Source organism: Faecalibacterium faecis (assembly GCF_040096475.1).
Lineage (GTDB): Bacteria > Bacillota > Clostridia > Oscillospirales > Ruminococcaceae > Faecalibacterium > Faecalibacterium taiwanense.
Genome location: NZ_JBBMEP010000009.1, coordinates 22,099 through 44,049, shown reverse-complemented (window position 1 = coordinate 44,049; position 21,951 = coordinate 22,099). Strand labels below are relative to the sequence as shown.

The 21,951-nt window shown below is 56.2% G+C and carries 23 protein-coding genes and 1 tRNA gene; 12 read left to right on the top strand and 12 right to left on the bottom strand.

From position 1 onward, the window contains the following. Window positions 1-133: 133 nt before the first annotated feature. The 6 genes from WMO17_RS06200 to WMO17_RS06175 form a co-directional block, all read right to left on the bottom strand. Window positions 134-1,474 carry a TRAP transporter large permease gene (locus tag WMO17_RS06200; RefSeq protein ID WP_005937207.1) on the bottom strand — a complete coding sequence of 447 codons (1,341 nt, stop codon included), beginning with the start codon at window positions 1,472-1,474 and terminating at the stop codon, window positions 134-136. Window position 1,475: 1 nt separating this feature from the next. Next, window positions 1,476-1,997: a TRAP transporter small permease gene (locus tag WMO17_RS06195; protein ID WP_005937205.1), complete on the bottom strand. Its 522-nt coding sequence runs from the start codon at window positions 1,995-1,997 to the stop codon at window positions 1,476-1,478. Between the two features lie 99 nt (window positions 1,998-2,096). Then, the gene (locus tag WMO17_RS06190; protein ID WP_349137686.1) at window positions 2,097-3,185 is read right to left on the bottom strand and encodes a TRAP transporter substrate-binding protein; all 1,089 of its coding nucleotides are present in this window, start codon (window positions 3,183-3,185) and stop codon (window positions 2,097-2,099) included. 347 nt (window positions 3,186-3,532) lie between these two features. Then, window positions 3,533-4,543 (bottom strand): TRAP transporter substrate-binding protein, encoded by a 1,011-nt coding sequence (locus WMO17_RS06185; RefSeq protein WP_347563409.1) that lies wholly within the window; start codon window positions 4,541-4,543, stop codon window positions 3,533-3,535. Then, window positions 4,540-5,349, bottom strand: a complete 810-nt coding sequence (locus WMO17_RS06180; RefSeq protein ID WP_005937194.1) for a response regulator transcription factor — start codon at window positions 5,347-5,349, stop codon at window positions 4,540-4,542. The genes WMO17_RS06185 and WMO17_RS06180 overlap by 4 nt, the downstream gene beginning before the upstream one ends. After that, a complete protein-coding gene (locus WMO17_RS06175) occupies window positions 5,346-6,869 on the bottom strand; it encodes a sensor histidine kinase (protein ID WP_349137685.1) in 1,524 nt (507 codons plus the stop codon). The genes WMO17_RS06180 and WMO17_RS06175 overlap by 4 nt, the downstream gene beginning before the upstream one ends. Before the next feature lie 137 nt (window positions 6,870-7,006). On the opposite strand from WMO17_RS06175, the gene WMO17_RS06170 reads away from it, so the two are divergent. Beyond that, on the top strand, window positions 7,007-7,540 hold the full coding sequence (locus WMO17_RS06170; RefSeq protein WP_294647860.1) for a YcxB family protein: 534 nt from the start codon (window positions 7,007-7,009) through the stop codon (window positions 7,538-7,540). Between the two features lie 138 nt (window positions 7,541-7,678). On the opposite strand, the gene WMO17_RS06165 is transcribed toward WMO17_RS06170, so the two are convergent. The 3 genes from WMO17_RS06165 to WMO17_RS06155 all read right to left on the bottom strand — a co-directional run bounded on the left by WMO17_RS06165 (window position 7,679) and on the right by WMO17_RS06155 (window position 12,041). After that, window positions 7,679-9,265, bottom strand: a complete 1,587-nt coding sequence (locus WMO17_RS06165; RefSeq protein WP_005937186.1) for a mannitol dehydrogenase family protein — start codon at window positions 9,263-9,265, stop codon at window positions 7,679-7,681. A gap of 5 nt (window positions 9,266-9,270) precedes the next feature. Then, entirely contained in the window at window positions 9,271-10,371 is a 1,101-nt protein-coding gene (gene uxuA / locus WMO17_RS06160) for a mannonate dehydratase (RefSeq protein ID WP_005937183.1), read from the bottom strand. 215 nt (window positions 10,372-10,586) lie between these two features. Then, window positions 10,587-12,041, bottom strand: a complete 1,455-nt coding sequence (locus WMO17_RS06155; protein WP_349137684.1) for a lipopolysaccharide biosynthesis protein — start codon at window positions 12,039-12,041, stop codon at window positions 10,587-10,589. A 310-nt stretch (window positions 12,042-12,351) separates the two neighbouring features. Between WMO17_RS06155 and WMO17_RS06150 the strand changes: the two genes are divergently transcribed. Continuing rightward, window positions 12,352-12,435, top strand: a tRNA-Leu gene (locus tag WMO17_RS06150). Window positions 12,436-12,971: 536 nt separating this feature from the next. Here WMO17_RS06150 and WMO17_RS06145 read toward each other — a convergent pair. The 3 genes from WMO17_RS06145 to WMO17_RS06135 all read right to left on the bottom strand — a co-directional run bounded on the left by WMO17_RS06145 (window position 12,972) and on the right by WMO17_RS06135 (window position 15,837). Beyond that, window positions 12,972-14,108: a site-specific integrase gene (locus WMO17_RS06145; RefSeq protein ID WP_349137683.1), complete on the bottom strand. Its 1,137-nt coding sequence runs from the start codon at window positions 14,106-14,108 to the stop codon at window positions 12,972-12,974. Window positions 14,109-14,285: 177 nt separating this feature from the next. Continuing rightward, window positions 14,286-15,194 (bottom strand): hypothetical protein, encoded by a 909-nt coding sequence (locus tag WMO17_RS06140; RefSeq protein ID WP_349137682.1) that lies wholly within the window; start codon window positions 15,192-15,194, stop codon window positions 14,286-14,288. 19 nt (window positions 15,195-15,213) lie between these two features. Continuing rightward, window positions 15,214-15,837: a LexA family protein gene (locus WMO17_RS06135; protein ID WP_349137680.1), complete on the bottom strand. Its 624-nt coding sequence runs from the start codon at window positions 15,835-15,837 to the stop codon at window positions 15,214-15,216. A 144-nt stretch (window positions 15,838-15,981) separates the two neighbouring features. On the opposite strand from WMO17_RS06135, the gene WMO17_RS06130 reads away from it, so the two are divergent. The 10 genes from WMO17_RS06130 to WMO17_RS06085 all read left to right on the top strand — a co-directional run bounded on the left by WMO17_RS06130 (window position 15,982) and on the right by WMO17_RS06085 (window position 21,904). Then, entirely contained in the window at window positions 15,982-16,182 is a 201-nt protein-coding gene (locus tag WMO17_RS06130; RefSeq protein WP_349137679.1) for a helix-turn-helix transcriptional regulator, read from the top strand. 127 nt (window positions 16,183-16,309) lie between these two features. Next, window positions 16,310-16,573, top strand: a complete 264-nt coding sequence (locus tag WMO17_RS06125; RefSeq protein WP_291011711.1) for a DUF739 family protein — start codon at window positions 16,310-16,312, stop codon at window positions 16,571-16,573. After that, the gene (locus tag WMO17_RS06120; RefSeq protein ID WP_349137678.1) at window positions 16,570-16,827 is read left to right on the top strand and encodes a hypothetical protein; all 258 of its coding nucleotides are present in this window, start codon (window positions 16,570-16,572) and stop codon (window positions 16,825-16,827) included. Before WMO17_RS06125 ends, WMO17_RS06120 begins: the two co-directional genes overlap by 4 nt. Next, complete coding sequence (locus WMO17_RS06115) at window positions 16,824-17,039, top strand: hypothetical protein (protein ID WP_291011706.1); 216 nt, start codon at window positions 16,824-16,826, stop codon at window positions 17,037-17,039. The genes WMO17_RS06120 and WMO17_RS06115 overlap by 4 nt, the downstream gene beginning before the upstream one ends. Continuing rightward, window positions 17,036-17,299, top strand: coding sequence for a hypothetical protein (locus WMO17_RS06110; RefSeq protein ID WP_291011703.1), 264 nt, complete (start codon window positions 17,036-17,038; stop codon window positions 17,297-17,299). The genes WMO17_RS06115 and WMO17_RS06110 overlap by 4 nt, the downstream gene beginning before the upstream one ends. 8 nt (window positions 17,300-17,307) lie before the next feature. Further along, entirely contained in the window at window positions 17,308-17,730 is a 423-nt protein-coding gene (locus WMO17_RS06105; protein ID WP_349137677.1) for a hypothetical protein, read from the top strand. Window positions 17,731-17,784: 54 nt separating this feature from the next. Further along, on the top strand, window positions 17,785-18,081 hold the full coding sequence (locus tag WMO17_RS06100; RefSeq protein WP_349137676.1) for a DUF3846 domain-containing protein: 297 nt from the start codon (window positions 17,785-17,787) through the stop codon (window positions 18,079-18,081). Beyond that, window positions 18,078-19,499, top strand: a complete 1,422-nt coding sequence (locus WMO17_RS06095; RefSeq protein WP_349137675.1) for a hypothetical protein — start codon at window positions 18,078-18,080, stop codon at window positions 19,497-19,499. The genes WMO17_RS06100 and WMO17_RS06095 overlap by 4 nt, the downstream gene beginning before the upstream one ends. Beyond that, on the top strand, window positions 19,490-20,818 hold the full coding sequence (locus WMO17_RS06090; RefSeq protein WP_349137674.1) for an AAA family ATPase: 1,329 nt from the start codon (window positions 19,490-19,492) through the stop codon (window positions 20,816-20,818). Before WMO17_RS06095 ends, WMO17_RS06090 begins: the two co-directional genes overlap by 10 nt. After that, entirely contained in the window at window positions 20,819-21,904 is a 1,086-nt protein-coding gene (locus tag WMO17_RS06085) for an ATP-binding protein (RefSeq protein WP_349137673.1), read from the top strand. The last annotated feature ends 47 nt before the right edge of the window (window positions 21,905-21,951 follow it).

Sequence of the window (21,951 nt, the reverse complement as noted above, 5' to 3'; positions counted from 1 at the left end):
GAAACGATTGCCTTACTATTATAGCACGATTCCGACAGAATGCAAGAGGAAAAATAAAGTTTTTAGCATACAAAAAGTCCCCTGCACTTTCATGCAGAGGACTTTAACGGTTTTACCTTACGCCGTCAGGCCATCAGTGGATGAACACAGGACCCAGCGGGTTGGTGATGGGGCTGACGTAGCCGCCCAGCAGCTTGGGGATCGCCAGGCTGATGTCGGGGATGAAGGTCAGCAGCAGCAGTGCAACGAACATGCACAGGTAGAACGGCAGGGTCGCCTTGACGACCTTTTCCATCGGGCGCTTTGCAACGGCAGAGCCGATGAACAGCACAGCGCCGACAGGAGGAGTCAGCAGGCCAATGCCGCAGTTCAGAACCACGATGATACCGAACTGGATGGGATCGATGCCGATGGAGGTTGCGATGGGCAGCAGGATGGGAGTAGCGATCAGGATGATGGGAGCCATATCCATGATGCAGCCCAGAACCAAGATGATCAGGTCGATCAGCAGAGCGATGATGTAGGGGTTATCGGTGACGCTGGTGATGGCATTTGCAGCCAGATCCGGCACATGCAGCATGGTCAGGCAGTTGCCGAAGACTGCAGAGGTGGCGATCAGGATCAGCACGATGGACAGAGTGTTCACGCACTCATCCAGTGCATGCCAGACACCCTTCCAGTCCAGACCCTTGTAGACGAACACCGACACGAACAGAGAGTAGATAACTGCAATAGCTGCAGACTCGGTAGCGGTGAACACACCGCCAACAACGCCGAACACAACGATAATAACAGCGGCCAGTGCCCAGATGGAAGTGCCCAGCTGCTTAACGAAGCCCTTGATGCTGAACGGAGAGCCCTTGGGGTAATTCTCCTTGACCGAGATGATGTAGGAACCGATCATCAGGACGATGGCCAGCAGAGCACCGGGCAGATAACCTGCCAGGAACAGGCTGCCGACCGAGATGCCGCCGGCAGTGGTGGCATAAATGACCATGTTGTGGCTCGGAGGAACCAGCAGACCCTCGCAGGAGGAGGTGATGGTAACAGCAGTGGAGAAGTCGGCATCGTAGCCCTGATCGACCATCATGGGGATCATGATGGAGCCGATGGAAGCGGTATCTGCAGATGCAGAACCGGAAATACCGCCGAAGAAGTAGGAAGCAACGATGTTGACCATTGCCATGCCGCCGCGCATCCAGCCCACGCAGGCATCAGCCAGAGCGATCAGCTTTTCAGAAATGCCGCCGGAGCCCATGAGTACGCCCATGGTGATGAAGAACGGCACGGCCATCAGGCTGAAGGAAGAGATGCCCTTGACCATCAGACGGCAGACATCGGTCAGTGCCTGACCCTGCACCATCATGCACAGCACGCTGGAAAGACCAACGGCGTATGCAATGGGGAAACGCAGGAAGATCATTACAAAGAAGCTGACAAGAAGGACAATGATTGCCAGTGTCTGAACTGTCATATTACACTTCCTCCTTTACAAAAATGCTCTTGATGTGGTTGTACAGTGCCTCGATCTCGAAGATGATCATGGCAACACCGGCCAGCGGCACCGGGAAGTACATCCAGAAGCGGCTCAGCCAGGGCATGGACACGTAGAAGCCGCGGCCGCCCAGAGTGGTGGCATAGTTCCAGCCGACCACCATCATGATGACACCCAGAATGCACACGGCAAGATCGGCCAGAATATCCAGCACCTTGACGGCGATTTTGGGCAGATACACGTCAAACGCAGTCATGCGGATATGGGCACCGCGGCGGATGGCCAGAGCAGCACTCAGCACGGCCATGTAGCTCATACAGGTCAGCACAACCTCTTCCGACCATGCCGGGTCCGGGATGAACGAGACGTAACGACCGATGACCGACATGGTAGTGATGAGGATATCTGCGATCAGCAGCAGCTTGCAGATAAACAGGACCACTTTGTAGGTGATGTCGTACACCGGCTTGATCTTATCCAAAGTGGTAAAGATTTTCGGCATATGAATTCCTCCATATAAAAAGCCCGGCAGGTCTGCGGGCGTATCCCGTAGTCCCCCGCCGGGCTATATACTATCTCAGAACAGGAAAGGCTTTTTCAATTATGCCTTCATGTCCAGCAGCTGCTGATACAGCTCAGCCTGATCGGAGGTGTTCTCGCTGATGACCTTCTGGCAAGCTTCCTGCCAAGGTGCCTTATCGGGAACATCCACGACATTGCAGCCGGAGCTCTTCAGCTCATCCAGAACCTTGTTCTCAGCGGTCTCGGACAGCTCTGCGTTGAAGGCCTGCGTATCAGCACCGGCCTCCATGATGGCAGCCTGCTGGTTCTCGGTCAGCTTGCCCCATGCATTATCGGTGATAACAGCCTGAACAGCGCCCAGAGTGTGGCCGTCCAGGATCAGGTTGTTGGCAACCTCGGGGAATGCATTGGACTTGTAGTTTGCGATGGGCTGCTCAGCACCATCCACAACGCCGGTCTGCAGTGCGCTGTACAGCTCACCGAAGGAAACGACGGTGGGGTTAGCGCCCAGACTCTCGACCATGCCGTTCATAACGGGGTCGTTGGACACGCGCAGCTTCAGGCCCTTGAAATCATCAATGCCGGAAACAGGGTTGACCGTGAAGAAGTGACGGAAGCCCTCTTCGCCGTAGAAGACACCACGAACGGGCAGACCCAGCTCCTGAGGCTCGTTCAGGAACTCAGGTGCCAGATCGCTGTTGGCGAAGTTCCAGAAGTGTGCGCGGTTCTCGAAGGTGAAGGGGATGGACAGCAGCTTGGACTTGTTGCAGCCATAGCTGGTCAGTGCGAAAGCGGAGATACGGCTCATATCGATGGAGGTAGAACCGCCCAGGATTGCGTCCAGAACGTCGTTCTCAGAACCCAGAACGCCGGAAGCCTGCACATCGATGACGACGGAGCCGCCGGTCAGCTCCTCGACCTTCTCCTTGAAGTGGGTAGCGGTCTGGCCAACGATGGTATCCAGCGGGTTGACCTCGGCGTAGACCAGAGTCACCTTGGGATCGTTTGCAGCAGCAGTAGCATCACCAGCAGCAGAAGCTGCGGTGGAAGAAGCTGCGGTAGAGGTGGAAGCAGCAGAATTGCTGGAGCCACCACATGCGGTCAGAGCCAGAGCAGCGGCAGAAACACCGGCTGCTGCCAGAAAGCTGCGACGAGTGATCTTTTTCATAATAAATCGTCCTCCTTAAATCTCCCGAACGGCCCGGTCTGCACAGGACCCGCATACCGTTCATTTACTGTACACACTTTAGCAAATTTTTTTAAACGAAACAAGGGCTTTCAAAAAATGTCCTGCTTTTTGAAAGAATGTCAGAATTTCTTTTGTGAAAAATGCCAAGTGTTTTACTTTTTGTTTGTGCACCTTCGCCTAACAGATGGATACATTTCTGTATTCCAGATAGAAGCAAAGCGCTGGATGCCCTTCCCTTTGGGGTTCAGAGCACACAGCGCTTTGCCGGTTCTTTTTTCTGTTTTCCTGATTTCTTTGCCCATCTTTTCCGGGCTTTGCTGTGGGGCTTATGCCTGCCGGATGCGGGCGATCAATTCGCCCTGCTGGGCAAACCGATCATACATCGGCTGCACAGCAGCACGGAACCTTGCCTTTTCTTCTTCGTCCAGCTCTGTCACCTCAATGCCTGCTGCACGCAGATCACTTTCCGATTCCGCCTCCTGCTGCGCCCAGAGCCTGCGCTCCACCTTGGCGCTCTCCCGGGCACACAGGCGGATGATCTCCGGGTAGCGCTCGTCCAGTGCGGCCAGCTTTTCCATCACAGCAGGGCTTGCAAGCTGCACCTCCGGCACGCGGGTATGCTCATCCTTTAAAAAGTAAGGTGCCACCTCGTAGTGACCCATGGCTTCGTAGCTGGGCCAGTTGTTCTCTGCGCCATCGATCTCACCGTTGTGCAGGGCGGCATACACCTTGCTGTACACTACCTTTACCGGCTTTGCGCCGAGGTCGGTGATCATTTCGCTCATCATGTCCGATTCCTGCACGCGGATGGTCAGGCCCTGCAGATCTGCAAGGCCTGTCACCTTCTGCCGGGTGTAGATGCTGCGCACACCGGCATCGAACCATGACAGTCCCGTCAGCTCCAGCGACTCCAGCGTGGAGAGGAACTCGTCGCCGATGGTCCCATCCAGCACGCGCCACATCTGGTCGGCATCGGTGTAAAGATACGGCAGCTGCAATACGCTCAGCGCCGGCTCGTACTCTGCCAGCTGGCTGAGGGACACGCGGGAGAAGTCAATGCCGCCAAACTGCATCTGCTGGATCACGCTCTGCTCCGCGCCCAGTTCTCCCCCGCTGTACACCAGCACTTTCACGCGGCCATCGGTGCGCTGGGCCACAAGATCCGCAAAGGCCAGCGCCGCCTGCGTAGTAGGATAATCCTCCGGCTGGTTCTCCGCATAGCGCAGGATCAGTTCCGCCCCCTGCTCGTCCTGCACCGGCTGATGGCCGCAGCCCGCCACCGGCAGTGCCAGCACGGCTGCGCCAAACAGGGCGGTCAGCATCTGGCGGCGGGTCACAGTCGGGCCTCCCGTGCAGCCTTGGCCGCTTCCCTGCGGTACTGGGTGGGGGTCATGCCGGTGCGTTTTTTAAAGGTGCGGGCAAAATAGCTGGAATCCTCGTAGCCCACCATGGAAGCTACCTCTGCTGCCGAACGGAACGGGTCGGTGAGCAGCTCCTTGGCAGCGTTGATACGCAGCTCGGTCAGGCAGTCCAGAAAGTTCATCTTCTGATACTTCTTGAACTGTGCCGAGAGATACGCCGGGCTGATATGCAGGATCTCGCTCACACTGTCCAGCGAGAGGTCGAACATATAGTTATCCTCCATATACTTGCGCACATGGGCCATGACCAGTGCATTGCGGTCGTTCTCCCCTGCTTCGGCGGCATCGCTCTCCGGGTCAGCTTCCGGCTCCGGTTCCACCGGAGCCAGCTCTGCAAGGCGGCGGCCCGCCTCGATCTGACGGATGGCCTTGCGGATGGAAGCTTCCACTTCGTCCGGGTTCACCGGCTTGAGCAGATAATCGCAGGCACCCAGATGCATGGCCTCGTGGGCGTACTGGAACAGACTGTAGGCCGTAACAAAGATCACCTTGCACTCCGGGCGCTGTTCCAGCACGGCGCGGGCTGCATCCAGACCGTTCATACCGGGCATCTCAATGTCCATCAGGATCAGGTCTGCGCCCCACAGCACCGCCGTATCCGCTGCCTTGCGGCCGTTCTCGGCAGTCTCGATGGTCACTTCGTGCTCAAAGCGGCGGGCCACGATGTCCGCCAGCGTTTCCCGTTCCAGTGCTTCATCATCCGCGATCAACAGACGAATCATTCCTCAAACTCCTCCTCATTCTCCACCAATGGCAGATACAGCACCACCGCCGTACCGCGTCCCGGATGGGACCGTATCACAAAGCGGCTGTTCCGATCCAGCAGACGCAGGCGGGCCGCAACATTATAAATGCCGATATGCTCCCAGCGCTCACCGGGCTGGCTGAGCGCCCCGCGCAGCTGTCGTAATTGATCCAGCTGGATGCCCACGCCGTTATCCACCACGCGGATGCACAGCAGTCCCTTCTCCCGCAGAGGGTTCACGCGGATGCGCACCACACCGCCCTCCTCTTTGGGGCAGATGCCGTGCTTGAAGGCATTTTCCACAATGGGCTGTAAAATAAAGGACGGCACCATGGTCTCGGTAAGATCCAGCGAATCGGAAATGCGCCACTCCATACGCACCCGCTCACCAAAGCGGACATGGTAGATGGAGTAATATTCATCCACGATGCGCACCTCACGGGAGAGCGGCACCTGTTCATCGTTGCTCATCAGGCTGTAGCGCAGCAGGTGCGAAAGCGCCATGATGAGCGCCTGCGTACGGTAGGCCGTCTCGGTGCCGGCGGTCTGCTGGATCACATTCAGGGTGTTGAACAGAAAGTGCGGGTCGATCTGGCTGCGCAGCTGCTGTAGCCGGCTGCGCTCCATGCGGTTCTGCAGCTCCAGTGCTTCGGTCTTCTGGCGGTGCAGCTCCCGCTCGATCTCGTTTTTCTCCTGCAGGGTGGTCACCTGCTGGGCCATGGAGTGCTTCATGATGTTGAAGGACTCGGCCAGCCGAGCGATCTCCGGCTGCTTGGGCAGCGGGATGTCCGGGGTGTCGAACTCACTTTTGCCAATGGCGCGGGAGGCTGCGATCATCTGCTGCACCGGCGTGAGCAGACGCATGACCATCAAACCGGTAACGCAGCCCAGCGCCACGCACAGCGCCACCACCACCGTCTGCAGCATGGTGATGCGCTCGTTCAGGGCCGAGATGGTGGTGTAGGTGGTCTGGGAATCCTGAATGGCGGTTTCCAGCAATTGCAGGGTGTACTGGCTCAGGTAATCGCCGCAGGGCACCACCTTTGCATAATACAGCTGGGAAGCTGCGGCATCGTTGCCGCTGAGCAGGTCGTTTTCCAGCTCATCCAGCAGGCCGGTGTAGGTCTGATAGACCGTATCCACTGCGCTGTAGAGCACCCGCTGTTCATCGCTGACGCTTTCCAGACTGTTCAGGCTGGTACCGATGCGCCAGAGCCATGCGTTGCAGGTGGAAGATGCCGACTGCAGCCGGTCAATGATCTCCTCCGGCTCGCTGTTCTCCCAGCGGTAGTTCTCCAGCACGGAAATAGAGCTTTCCACACCGCCCTGAAAGCGGCTGATGGCGTTGAAGCAGCCCATCTGCGCGTCCTGTACTGCCTGCACTGCTCTGGACTGGTAGCCATTGAGCGTGAGCTGCATGGCAAAGGCCGCAAAAAATGCTGCCAGACACAAGCCCATGCGCTGCTTGAGGGTGATCTGCCGCTTGCGGTGCTGCAAAGCCTGCCGCCTCCTTTCGTTTGGTAACGATTTATTGTACCACGCTTTGGGCCGGATTGGCAAGGTTTGCATGTTTTTCTCTTGCCTAAACCGCGCAATTGTGGTACGATGCCTGTAAATACAAAGGAGGCGACTTTATGTCCCAGACCATCTCCGTTTCCACCACCATGGGTGAGCAGGGCTTCCGCGATTTTGCCGTGTTCGATGCATTCCATCACCGCAAAGCATGGCTGCGTCCCGCTGTTTTTGCCGCCATCATGCTGGCTTTTGCCGCCGTCTGCCTTTCGCAGCTGGGCAAGCGCCCGGGTGCCGGGCTGCTGGCTGCTGTGCTTGCCATTGTGGGCATCGGCCTGCCGGTGAGCTACTTTTACTCGTTCTTTCGCAGCGTTTCCCGGCAGATCAAACAGATGCACCTGCCGCGTGCCTTCTACCGTGTGGAGCTGGCCGACACCGGCATTGCTGTGTGGATGTACGGCCAGCAGGACAAGCCCGAACCCACCAGCCGCCACACATGGGACAGCTTTTACTGCGCCTACCGCACGGACAATGCGGTGTACCTCTACGTAGAAAAAGAGAAAGCTTACTTACTGAACGACCGCATGGAAGTGGTGTGGAAGTTTTTGGCCGGCATCCTGCCAAAGGAAAAGCTGCACGACTGCAGAAAAGGGTAAACCCAAAAAATATGCACACGCAAAAAAAGAACTGCTGACATTTCGTTCAGCAGTTCTTTTCTTTTATAAAGACCCACGCTGCGGCAAAGCAAAGCGCAGCGCGGGTGCGAAGATAGCTTATGTTATTGCGTCAGCCGATCAGCGGGCAAGCGTATACTTGTGCAGGGTCTTGCGCACAGCGCCGGGGCCTGCAAACAGCTCCTTGGCCATTGCCTCGATCTTCTCGCCCAGACCAACGGCATACAGATCCACGCCGAACACGTCAACACGGCTGTACAGCTTCTTCAGGCAGCTGAAGTCCTGCTCGCCTTCCTTGACCTCCAGCGGAGCAACGATGGCCTGCAGCTCAGCCAGCAGCGGATCGGTGGAAGGCTCAAAGGCCTGACCATTGTCGTCGATGCCCTTCAGGTAGCGGGCGTAGCCTGCCAGCACCAGCGGGATCAGGATCAGGTTGCTCTTGTCCAGACCGCGTGCCTCGTAGGCCTTGATGGTCTCACCAAAGCGGATGGCCAGCTTCTGGGAGGTATCGGTTGCAATACGCTGGGGAGCATCCGGCATGAAGGGGTTGGGCAGACGGCGGTTGATGACAGCGCCGATGAACTCGTAGGGGTTCAGCACGCCGGGATCGACCACGACGGGCATTGCCTCGATATAGCCGATCTTCTGGATGAAGGCACGCAGGTCTTCATCGGCCATCTCGGCAGAGATGAGGGTGTAACCCAGCATGCAGCCATAGATGGACATTGCAGTGTGCAGCGGGTTCAGGCAGGTGCACACCTTCATCTTCTCGATCTTGTCCACAGTCTCACGGTCGCAGTACAGCACACCGCCCAGCTCCAGCGGAGGACGGCCGTTGGTGTAGTGATCCTCGATGCACAGGTACTGGGTCTCTTCGGCGTTGACGAAGGGAGCGGTGAAGGTGTGCTTCTCGGTGACGATGGTGTAGTTGTCCTCAAAGCCGTCGTCGGCCAGCATCTGCTGGACCTTGGCATCCGGGCGCGGGGTGATCTTGTCGATCATGCTCCACGGGAAGGTGATCTTGGTCTCGTCCTGCACATAGGCCAGGAACTCGGCGGGCACCAGACCCTGCTCCACCCACTTGGCAGCATAGGCGTGGACAGCGTTCTTGACCTTATCGCCGTTGTGGGAGCAGTTATCCATGCTCTGAACGGTCAGGGGCAGCTTGCCGGCCTTGAAGCGCTCGTACAGCAGAGCAGTGACCTTGCCCATGGCCAGCACGGGGGTCAGGCCGCGCTCCAGATCAGCAGGAGCAACGCCGTAGCCCTTCTCAGTGATGGTGAAGGAGATCATCTGCAGGCTGGGGTTCTGGAAGATCTCCACCAGACGTGCCCAGTCCTCGCCGAAGGAGTAGTCAGCCTTCAGGCTCTCGGTAACGGAAGCCACCACCTTCTTCTCGATCTCGCCGGTGGACTTCAGGCAGACCAGCAGGCTCATATTGTCGTAGGGACGATAAGCCTTGTCGATGATCTCGTAGTCAAAGCTCTCGGCCACGATGACACCGCGGTCATACTTGCCGGTGTTCAGCGCATCGTTCAGGATGGCAGCCGGGAATGCACGGAAGATATTGCCTGCGCCGAAGTGCACCCAGGTGGGTTCGGCGTGGGTCTTGGCCTTGACAGCCTCGATATCGAATTTGGGCAGCTCATAACCCTTCTCTGCCCACTCGGCGGACAGATTGCCGTTTTTGATCTCAGACAGCTTCATATTTATCAGCCCTTCTTTTTCTCTTCATCCAGACGATCCAGCAGATCCCAGACACCCAGCATGTACTGAACGCCCAGAGCACGGTCATACTTGCCGTAACCGGGGCGGCAGTTGCCGGGGCCTTCCTCCCACAGCTGACGGCCGTGGTCGGGACGGATGTAGCCCTCAAAGCCGCAGTCATGGTAAGCACGCAGCACCTCGATGATGCCGGTCTCGCCGCAGCAGTCGCGGTGAGCAGCCTCGGAGAAGTCGCCGTTGGGGAAGTGGTGGATGTTGCGGATGTGACCAAAGGCAATGCGGTCGCAGTGCTTGCGCACGATCTCGGCACAGTTGTTGTTGGGGTTTGCGTTCAGGCTGCCGGTGCACAGGGTCAGGCAGTTGTACGGATCATCCACCATGCTCAGGAAGCGGTCGATGCTCTGGGCATCCACCAGCAGACGGGGCAGGCCGAAGATATCCCAAGGGGGATCATCCTGATGGATAGCCATTTTGATGCCGCACTCATGGCAGGTGGGCATCAGTGCTTCCAGGAAGTACTTCAGGTTTTCCCACAGCTTTTCCTTGGTGACAGGGGCGTAAGCCTTGAACAGCTCGTCCAGCTTTGCCATGCGCTCCGGCTCCCAGCCGGGGAAGGTCATGTTATACTTCTCAGTGAAGGACATGATGTACTCAGCCATAGCCTTGTAATCGCCCTTGATCTTATCTTTCTCATAGAACAGTGCAGTGGAGCCGTCGCCCACGGGGTGGAACAGATCGGTACGGGTCCAGTCGAACACCGGCATGAAGTTGTAGCAGATGACCTTGACACCGAACTTGGACAGATTGCGGATGCACTGCTTGTAGTTCTCGATGTACTTGTCGCGGGTGGGCAGGCCGATCTTGATGTCATCGTGGACATTGACCGACTCGACCACGTCCATGTCGAAGCCGTAGGCGTGGATCTGATCAGCTACCTTCTGGATCTCGTCGATCTCCCAGATCTCGCCGGGCATCTTGTCGTGCAACGCCCAGACGATGCTGGTCACGCCGGGGATCTGCTTGATGTCGCTCAGGCTGATGGGATCGTTGCCCTCGCCATACCAGCGCCAACCCATTTTCATAGGCATAGGAAAATCCTCCTGTTTTATATTTTCTGCTTTGCATTTTCCGCGCAGCCGTGTGCCGCGCTCTTGTACTTATATTCTAGTATATCAGTTGTATTTTTTCAATGGTCGCTTTGCCGGTTTTTAATGTTTCTTCTTGTATACTTTAGACAAAAAGAACAAAAATCCGTCGGACATCACCCGCCCGACGGATTTTTACACGATCCAAAATGCCGGTTTCAGCGTTTCAGCTTCTGCCGGATGGACGGAGCCAGCACATCCTTGAAATATTCAAAGGTGTCCAATTCCAGAATGGCAGAGCCTGTCAGATAAATGCCCAGACCAACCACCACCTGAATGATCACCGTCAGCAGATCCGGCAGGTGCAGGAAAATGACCAGATACATGCACAGGCCCGCGCCCGCTGCCAGCAGCAGGGTCGGCAGGATATCACGCATCTGTTCCAGATAGCCATAGCCGATCAGCTTTTTGTTGAGCTGTGCATCCAGGATCTGGGTCACAATATTCGTGATCAGCATACCATATGCAATGGCCTCGACGCTGACACGGAATGTTGCCAGCAGAAGAAGGATGCACACCCCTTCGTTCAAAAGCTGACATTTCAGGTAAAGATCGCTGCGGCCCACCGCCTTGGCTGCATTCAGGTTTGCCGTGATGATCGGCCAGCACACATACCCCAGACAGAACACCCTGAGGAACAGCACACAGGGCAGCCACTTCTCGGTGAGGATCAGGCGCACCAGCGGTTCGGCACAGAACGCAGTGCTCATCATCACCGGCGCAATAATATAGGTACAGGTCTTGATGGAGCGGCGGGTCATGTTCTTGACCTGCGCACGGTCATCCTGCAGTGAGGACATGACCGGGAACAAAACGCTCTCAATGGAAGTATCCACGCTTGACGCGATATTATAAGTCAGGTTATCGCCTTGATTGTAATACGCCAGATCCGCCGAGGTGTACATCTTGCCGATGATCAGGCTGCGCAGGTTGTTGTAGATGACGCTGCTCAGCGACGAGGCCAGCAGCTTCCAGCCATAAGAGAGCAGCCCTTTCAGGTGCTGCCACGAAAACTCCATCTTAGGCCGCCAGGAGGACAGCTTCCACAGCACCAGCGTGTCCACCGTGATATTGGATACCTGCTGCACCACCAGCGCCCAGACTCCAAAGCCCATATAGGCAAGGCCCAGGCCCAGGATCGTAGACACGATCGCGCCCGCAAAGGCGGAATAGAAAAAATACTGGAACTTCATGTTCCGGGTCACATGCGCCTGCTGGATCGTTTTGATGCCGCAGACCGCCACTGTCAGGCTGATGCCGCGAAAGATCGGGGTCATGCTGGGGTCATTGTAGAAAGCAGCCAGATACGGTGCCGCCACGAACATTCCCCCATACAGCACAAAGCTGATCACAATGCTGAAAAAGAACGCCGACGAGTAATCCAGCTCGTCCACTTCCTTCTTCTGCACCAGCGCGGTGCCAATGCCGCAGTCCAGCAGGACATACATGATATTGTTGAACACCGTCACCAGTGCCACCTTGCCGTAATCATCGGGTGTAAGGATGCGCGCCAGAAGGATGGACACCACCGCTGAGATCAGCTGCACACCGCACCGCTCTGCAAAGCGCCAGAAAAAACCGTTTACAATAACATTTTCTTTTTTCTCGTTCATTCCTGCGTCCACTCAAATTCCTTTCAAAAAACCGGTCGGTCTGCACCCTGCGCAGAAATGCATTTCCGCCGTATCCTTATCATCTTCTTCCCTGCTGCCAAAACAACTGAGCAGAGATAGTTAGTTATATAGTATCACACCCATCCATGCATTTCAACCAACATATTCTTAAGGAATGACGGCCCGAAAATTTCATTTAAAAAGAGAAAAAGCGCTTGACTATCTGCCGGGAACGTGGTAATATATTCAAGCAGTCCGCATCACGGTCTTTCACCTCAGAGATTTCAGGGCTGCGAAAACAATACGGTATGCGAGGGTGGCGGAACTGGCAGACGCGCACGTTTGAGGTGCGTGTGGTTTATCCTTGGGGGTTCGAGTCCCCTCCCTCGCACCAAAAACCAGTACACATTGTGTGCTGGTTTTTCTTTTTGTGCGAGGGAGGGGATCTCGAACAAGGCGGCGGCATTTATGCCGCAAGCAAAGCCACAGTGCAACAACGACGACCGCAGCCTGCGGCTGAAACAGGGAGGAGTTGTTGGGGCCGCGTTCTGATTTTTCAAAGCCCTGCCAAGGGGCTGCGGAAAAATCAGCTAACGCAACCCGTTGCTGTTGCTTAGCCTGCGGGTCCCAACCCGTAGGAATGTCTATCAGGGGTGTACCCATTTTGTACCGGTTTCTTTTTGTGCGAGGGAGCAGACCTCGAACAACACTATTTATTATATAAAAGAAAGCGCGATGAATTCTGAGAACTCATCGCGCTTTTTCTCTTATGCGGGTAGTGGGGGTCGAACAACAAAAAATGATTGAGTGACGTCAAAAACATATCTGCAACGCGCCTAAACACTTGCTAAAAATGTAGTGGGGTTGGTTTGTAACCCATGTATTTTGCTACGTTTACAAAAAAGAGTGTTACCAAATGTGTTACCAGAATCACCCTTGAGCCTTCCTGAATGCCGCGGTGGTAGCGGCAGCAAGATCTTCCCTCTGACCGTCAAGCTCGTGCCGATACACTCCGGCAGTGTCCATGTTCTTGCTGTGACCGACCAGCATCTTCAGCTGGCTGTCGGTCAATACGCCTGATTCAATGCTGACGAAAGTGTGTCGCATCTCATACAGCGTGACCTGAGGCTCAATGCCATTGTCACGCTGGTACTTCTTCCAGCGCTTGAATAAAGCCCTCTGGTTCGGGATCTGGAACAAAGGGGTGGTATAGTTCAGCGGGATATCGGAAGCCTTCAGCAAGGCCACCTGCGCTTCGTAGGCCTCATGGGCTTCCTCGCCCATGTCAAATGAGCGAATGGCGTTTTCGTTCTTGCCGGTGGTTTCCTCATCCAACCGGTTGATGCTGCGGCGCAGATTGACCGTGTTCCCTTTGACGTCACCATACCAGAGCCCCACAAGTTCACCGGGGCGTACACCTGTAGCAACTGCAAACCGGTAGGCATAGATATACTCGTCAAAGACCAGCTTGCCATAGTAAAGGCGGGTGTCCACATCAAACAGGACTTTCAAAGCGGTCGGCTGTAAAATCTTTTTCTTCCCCATGCGGGCATTCTTCGGGATAGACAGCTCAGGGAACATCGTACTGTACCTGTTCCGGCGGCACCATTTCAAAAAGCTGATCTCCGTTGAGCGGATCGTCATAATGGTCTTGCGGCTCAAAGGCTTGTCGCTTGACCTACGCTGACGCTCCTTTTTAAGGCATCGCTTTTTGAAAGACATATTGATGGCCTTTTGCAGATCGCCTTCGGTCAGCTCGTCAATGCGGATGTCCCCACAGACAGGCAGAATATAGTAATCTCCGTATTTCTTGCACTGCTCAACATAGGATGTGCCGCAGGTGAGCTTCAGTTCTTCTACCCACTGGGCATAGAGGGCAGCTACCTTCTTCTTGCCGTCCCGGATGCTGTCGTCAAGCCAGGCATCGGCCTTTGCGTTGGCTTCCCGCTGGCCGGTGCGGCCAGGCGTGCTGCTGTAAAACCGTTTGCGGGTGCCGTTCTTCTGCACCGCAATGCACCAACGCTTTTCCTTCTCGACCCAAAACGCTGTGTTTGTCCTCTTTTTCATTGTTTTCACCTCCAAAAGGGTACACTTTGACAAGCCCGCCCAAAAGAGGTATAATCGCAGTGTCGAGTGTGCGATGACCCCGCAAGGGTGAGCCGCTTATCTTAACTCCCTCGGCGTTAGCGCGCTGGGGGAGGTTTTTATTGCTACCCGTCCATGTTCCAGCATGGGCGGGCTTTTTTATTTTTGAGCCAGATCAAACAGATATGCGCTTGCTTCTCCAAGCTCAGACTTCTGGCCGTCTGTCATGTAAGGCAAATACGGTTCAAATGCCTGATGATATTTTTCGGCCCAGCTCTGTTTTGCTTTTGCTGTTTTCAGGCCTTCGATTTTTGCCTGATACTTTTCTTCTGTACGGTGAATGATTTCCTTTACAGCATCATCCCGGAAGCTAAGGCTGCGATACTTTTTCAAATCAGCTGTAGCGCTTACCGGTGCACCGTACTTTTTGCACTTTTCAAGTTCTATCAAGCGTCCAACGCAAAAATCATATCTTGTAAAAAATGTGGCCGGTTCCGTGGTCGTCTGAAGGATTTTGGCGCTTTCCTGAGCCTGCTTCAGAAACTGTGGAGCCAAGACCCTTGCATTCGCACGAGAATCCACAAGGTCAGTCTGCCCCATCCATTCAGGATTAGGAGAGTAGAGTTGCGCAGGCTCATTCACTTCATTTACGTTTTCTTCTGTCATGCAGCTTTGCTTTGCATTGCATTTCGATCTCGGACGAGTAATGGTATTGAACACCATAAAAATCAAAACCATTACAAAGAACGGAATCGTAAAGAAGAAGAACAAGACCAGCAGAAGCATTCCTGTTGTTCCTGTTGTTTCTGTTGCCGCGCCCTTTCCAACTAGAAACATAGTTGGAAGAATTGCCCCCACAACACACGAAGCAATCAATTGTTTGTTCGTAAGGCTGGTTCTTTCCCAGCTGTCAGAGGTTGTATCGAGATTCTGCCGACTTCTTCCCCGTTTTGCTTGACCGAAAGCCACGCGCGAGACAGCGTTAGTCGTTCTGGTCACGCTCCTATCAAAGGACTTCATGGTCTGGGCATACTTTTTGGAATGCCCAACAGATTTTCTACTTGACATGACAGACTCCTCTCCAACATCATATATCCCGGCAGAGCCCCACGGCCTTGCCTTCAATGACAACGGCATTCATATCTTCCCGGCTGAGGATGATGCTGCTGAAAGCCGGATTTTCCGGCCGCAGTTCAATGAAGTTCTCGTGCAGATAGACATGCTTCAAGGTAGCTTCTTCTCCGATCCGCACAGCAGCAATCTCGCCGTTCTCCACCTCCGGCTGGCTGCGAATCGCCACCAGATCACCGTCGTGGATGCGGGGCTCCATGCTGTCGCCCTTGCAGGTCAGCGTAAAGGTGGAGTGCCAGCGGGAAGGCACACAAACCATCTGCTCTACATTTTCTTCCGCCGTGATGGGCGTCCCGCAGGCGATCCGGCCTACCAGCGGCACCCAGTCCATCTCCGGCATAGGCTGGAAGCCCGGGGGAATAGGGCGGGAAGTCGTAGCAGCGGGCGCATCATCCACAATTGCACTTTTGGGGATGCCGAAATAATTTGCCATCTTCTCTACAGCACCCATGCGCGGAATTTTCGTTCCGAGTTCCCATGTGGACACCGCTTTGTCACTGACGCCTGCAATCTTGCCAAGTTCAGCCTGTGACAGGCCGTGCTCCAATCGGATTTTTTTAATATTTTCAGCGATGCTCAATTGAATCACTCCTTATATGTAGAGATTACACCAAAAGTAGAGAATTGTCAACATTTAACCAAAAATTTTCTACTTTAAGTTCTTGACATTCTACTAAAAGTGGAGTATAGTGTTCTCAAGCCAAAAATGAAAGGAGGTGTAAGTTTGGGATTCACCGTTAAACAAGCCCGCCAGTACGCTGGTTTCACGCAGCGTGAAATGGCGGAAAAGCTTGGCATTTCGCGCGATACATACCGCAAAATCGAGCAGTCGCCCGAATGTGCCACTGTCTCCACTGCGAAAAGAATCAGTGAGGTCGTCGGCATCTCGATTGACCAAATTTTTTTCGCCAATAAGTCTACTTAAAGTAGACTACGCAAGTTCATTCAATGGGAGGTGAACCACATGGACAACAACAAAAAGCCCAGCTTCGACGAGATCATGAACGCAGTTATCGGCACCGTGCTGCCCGCCGAAAAGAAGGAGGAATAAAATGTTGAACACATCAACCATTCGCGGCACCTTCCGGCAGATTCCGTACTGGAAGCTGCGGGGCCGGTTCCACAGCTGCGGGTTCCGGGATCAGGAGATTGCAAATGCAATCGGCATCGGAACTGACACAATGAGCAAGCGGATGAACGGGAAGCAGCCTTGGACAAGCACTGAGATCGCAGAAATTTGCAAGACGCTTGATATCCCGCAGGATGAAATCGGGGAGCTGTTCTTCCCTACTGTTGAGGAAGGAGAATCCGCATGAGCAAACAGTACACCCTTGCATCCGAGCGAGCCGACGCACCCACCGGATGCGCATACGTGACACCGATGTTCTGGAACAAGTGGTTCCGCTGGGATGGAAGCCGGGCATCCGGCTGCTACCAGCTGGGCGGGCAGGTTAAGGACGAAAACCACACCGGCCTGCAGGTTTTTGCAGATGGCGAATGGCACCCGGTCATTGGATGGACATTGGACAGCTGCGGCCCCGCAACTGACTATCAGGAGGTAGGAGCATGAAAATCAACCCAAACGCTCAGTTGAAAATCCAGCTGGGATCGGATGGCAACCCCAAAATTTACGCCTGCGGCACACAGATGGAACAAGCGGCTCTTTGCACCGCATTGGTCGCGGGAATCTGTATGGACAGCAAAAACCCAGCAGAGACAATCATCAACATCATGACAACTGCCGCCGATCTTATGGACAGAATGGAGGAAACCCACCAATGAAGATTAAATCCGGCGTTTGGTACTGGCTGGCAATGGCCTGCTTTGTGGTGGGCCTGCTGTACGGCATGGGGCTGGAGGGCAGCTTCCAGACCGGCGGCACCGTTTCGGATGCCGACTTCATCACGGCCATGGTGCTGATCCTGCTGGCGATCTTCTTTATGCGGCTGGGCTTCTACGCCGCCGATCAGGAGAAAAAGCGGAGCAAGAAGGTGCACCAGCAGCCCCGCAACACCGTGAAGAGCGGAAGGAAGGCGGGCTGACACCACCCATGAATAAAGGAAAGCACTTTACCCGCGTTTGTTTGGACTGCGGCAAGGTGATGGAAAATGTTGCTGGCAACCTGCGCTTTTGCGCTTCCTGCCGCAGAGAGCACCACAACCAATATTGCAGGGATTACAGGGCGCGTAATGAAAACGCTGCCAGCGTCATGTGGTACACCGTCTGGGACGCAAAGACCGGCGATCTACTGGCATCCGGCACGTCTGAGATGTGTGCCCGGCGGCTGGGCTACAAGAGCGCGAACAGCTTTGCGTCTGCCGTCAGCCATGGGCTCAGCGGCAGCCATCGAACTTACAAGTACACATTTGCGCGGGAACGTATCGACCGCAGCGAGGTGGACAGCCTGCCGCCGGTACGCACTATACGAAAAAAGCCCGCCGGTGCGCCAACACCGACGAGCTGCAAGGGATGATGAGTTTGAACGACTTCATCACCCCGATGATATCACAAAATCGGAGGTTTTACAATGAAAGGAATTTTGATTGAACCGGGCAAAGAGCCGGTAGTCACCACCCTGCCGGACACGCTGCAGGGCATCGAAGCACTGCTGCGGTGCCCCTGTGAGCAGAAAGTCCTGCCACGCACCCCGGCAGTGCTGGTGTACGGCATCATGGGCAGAGACCTGAACCGTATCTATCGCGGCCAGCATATCTACGGACCCATCCTCTGCTATGGCTGGAAGGGCAACAACATCCAGCCCATGAGCAAGGATGTGCAGGCCGAGATGCTGGACCGCCTCAAGGACACGGAGGTGCGGGTATGATCATCAGCCAGAACAGCAACGGTGTTTACTACGCCTATACCCGTGGGCGCTTCTGGCGCTGGGACGAATCCGCACGGGTCTGGAAGGAAAGCCATCTGCTGACCCAGAAGTTCGGCAAAGCCAAGGCCGCTGAAAAACATCTGACCCCGGAAGCGTTTCTGACCAGCGACGAGTTCATCCCCATGGACGACTACGAGCTCCCGGAGCAGATGCTGACGGCCCTCAGGGAGGCCAAGCCCTGCAAGAACGCCCCCATTGAACCGGTGGAAGAACACCCTACCCCATCCACGCAGTGTTCGGATGCTGCCACTGCTGCGGAAAGCCAAACTGCGGCATCCCCGGCAGCGCCGGAGGGGTCAAGCCCTACGACGGAACTGGCGACTGCTGCCGACGCACCCGGTGTTCCGGTCAGTGCAGACGAAAACGCGCCTGTGCCCTCGAGTACCGCTCCCACTTTTGACTTTGGCGCAGACGACCAGACAAACGCCCTGCTTTTGCAGGATGCGCAGACCTTTATCGTTAGCACTACCGCCCGTATCATGGCCGCGAAACACGCCCATGACCTGTGCGCTAACAACAAAAATGGCACATGGGGCAAATGGTGTGCAACCGTCGGCATCAGCCGGGATACCGGTGACCGCCTTGTAAATATTGCCGCACAGTGCGGCAATATCCAGATTGAGGGCAAGTCCATTCTGGACGTGCAGCCCCTGAAACTGCTGTATGCTGCGGCCAAGCCCAGCACCCCGGAGGTGGTCAAGCAAGCCGTTTTTACCGGTGACATCACTACTTACAAAGAGTATCAGGAGCTTATGGCCCAGCTCAAGGCCGAAAAATCCCGTGCGGATGCCGCCGAAGCCCATCTGGAAGCCGCCAACGCCGACATCAACGGGCTGGCCGAACGTGCCCAAAAGGCCGAAACCGAACGGGACAAGGCCCGTGCTGACCAGCTGAGCACCGCCAAGGATTGCAACCGGCTGGGTCTGAAGGCCTCACAGGAAAAAGACCGTGCCGACAAGGCCGAGGCCCGGGCCAAGGATGCTGAGAATCAGCTTTCCGGCTCCCGGCAGGTGGCCGAAGCGGCAAAGCTCCGGGCGGATAAGCTGCAAGAAGAAAATGCGGCCCTGAAAAAGCAGCCCATCGCCGCTGTGGTGGATGAGGAAGAGGTAGACCGGCGGGCAGGCGAAAAAGCTTACGAGATTGCGGCCGGAATGACTGCGGACTATAAGGCACAGCAGGAACAGGATGCCCGCGATGCCTACGACAGCATCATTCTGGCAGGCCGTTCCATTACCAGCATCGTTCAGTCCGCTAAAATGCAGTTCCGCAAACTGCCGAACGACCAGCGTGAGACCGCAATCAACCAGTTCGTTCACACACTCGCATCCGCTCAAGGGGAGGTATCCGCATGTCTGTAAAGATCATGGCCTTAGAGGCCGAAAACGTCAAACGCATCAAGGCCGTTGCACTCACGCCGTCGCCCACCGGGCTCACCATTGTGGGCGGCAACAACAATCAGGGCAAGACCAGCGTGCTGGACGCGCTGGCGTGGGCCCTCGGCGGCGACCGCTTCCGCCCGGACGCAGCCCCGCGGGACGGCGCTGTGGCTCCGGCGCATCTGAAAGTAAAGCTTTCCAACGGCGTGGTGGTGGAGCGCAAGGGCAAGAATGCCAGCCTGACCGTCACCGACCCCACCGGACGCCGCAGCGGCCAGCAGCTTCTCAACGCCTTTGTGGAGCCGCTGGCGCTGGACCTGCCCCGCTTCATGGAAGCCACCGACAAGGAAAAGGCGGACATCCTGCTGCGGATCATCGGCATTGGCACCGAGCTGCACACCCGCGATATGGAGATCAAGGCCCTGTACGACAAGCGCACCTTCACCGGCCAGCTGGCCGCGCAGAAAAAGCACTTTGCCGAGGAGCTGATCTCCTACCCGGAAGCGCCTGACGAGCCTGTGAGCGCGTCCGACCTCATCCGCCAGCAGCAGGATATTCTGGCCCGGAACGGCGAAAACCAGCGCCTGCGGGCACAGTATGCAGAGCTTGAGCGTCAGGAACAGCAGTGCGTGGATGAGCTGAAACGCACCCGCGAACGCATTGCTGAGTTGGAGCAGCTGTATCAGGAGCTTGACGCCAAGCACACCAAGCTGTTCAACCAGCGGGAAACGGCAAGAAAGACCGTTGCCCAGCTTCAGGACGAATCCACCGCCGAGCTGGAAGCATCCATTCGGGACATCGAGGAGACCAACCGCAAGGTCCGCGCCAATCTGGAAAAATCCCGCGCCGAGGATGAAGCCGCCCAGTATGCCGACGAGTACAGCCGCCTGACCGAAGCCATCAGCCAGAAGCGTGCCGACCGCATGGCCCTGCTGAACGGCGCAGACCTTCCCTTGCCGGGCCTTGGCGTGGAGGACGGTGCCCTTACTTATAAAGGAAAGCACTGGCGGGATATGTCCGGCAGCGACCAGCTGCGGGTGGCTGCCGCCATCGTCCGCCGCCTGAACCCGGACTGCGGCTTTGTGCTGCTGGACAAGCTGGAACAGATGGACATGAGCACCTTGCAGGAATTCTCCGCATGGCTGGAAGTTGAGGGCCTGCAAGCCATCGCCACCCGCGTTTCCACCGGCAGCGAGTGCCAGATCATCATTGAGGACGGCATGGTGAAAGACGCCGACACCGCCCTGCCGCCCATCACCGAAAAGCCCCAGCAGAAAAGCTGGACGAAAGGAGCGTTTTAAATGAGCAAGTATGCAGTCACATCCGGCATCCAGACCTCTCCGGTCAAGACCGTGCTGTACGGCCCGGAGGGCATCGGCAAAAGCACCTTCGCATCCCATTTTCCGGACCCTGTGTTCATCGACACCGAGGGCGGCACCAAGCGACTGAACGTGGCCCGCCTGCCCCAGCCCACCAGCTGGGCCATGCTGCTGGACGAGGTGGCCGAGGTGCGTAAGGGCAGCGTTCCCTGCGGCACGCTGGTCATTGACACCGCCGACTGGGCCGAGCGCCTGTGCATTCAGGCCGTGTGCGCCAAGGCCAAGGTGAACGGCATTGAGGACTTCGGCTACGGCAAGGGCTACACCTACGCAAAAGAAGAGTTCGGCAAGCTGCTGGATGCGCTGGAAGAGGTGCTGAACACCGGCCACAACGTGGTGGTGCTGGCTCATGCGGCCATCACCAAGTTTGAGCAGCCGGACGCCGTGGGCAACTACGACCGCTGGTCCATGAAAACCTCCAAACAGGTGGCCCCGCTGCTGCGCGAGTGGTGCGATATGCTGCTGTTTGCCAACTACAAGACCGTTGTGGAAAAGGTGGGCGACGGCAAGAACGCCAAGAGCAAGGCCAGCGGCGGCAGGCGTGTACTGTACACCGCGCATCACCCCTGCTGGGATGCAAAAAACCGCTTTGACCTGCCGGAGGAAGTACCCTTTGACTATGCCAGCATTGCCGCCTGCATCCCCGGCGCAATGTCTGCACAGGCACCAAAACCGGAACCGCAGCCGCGTTCCCAGCCGGAAGCCGACATCCTGCCCAGCCCGCAGCAGGAAGCAAAGCCGGTGGCTCAGCCGCAGCCCGCACCGCTGCAGGAAAGCTCTGAGAAAAATGTTCTGCTCAGTCTGGGCGTGCCGGAAAAGCTGGCCGCTCTGATGAGCGCCAACAAGGTCAGCTGTGAAGAGCTGCAGGGCGTTGTGGGCAAACGGGGCTATTTCCCGGAGGATATGCCCATCAAGGACTACCCCGCTGACTTTGTGGAGGGCTGTCTGATCGCCGCATGGCCGCAGGTGTTCCAGATGGTGCTGGATAACCGTGATATCCCGTTTTAACAGGCTCCCTCACGGAGGGAGCTGGCACGTGTAAGCGTGACTGAAGA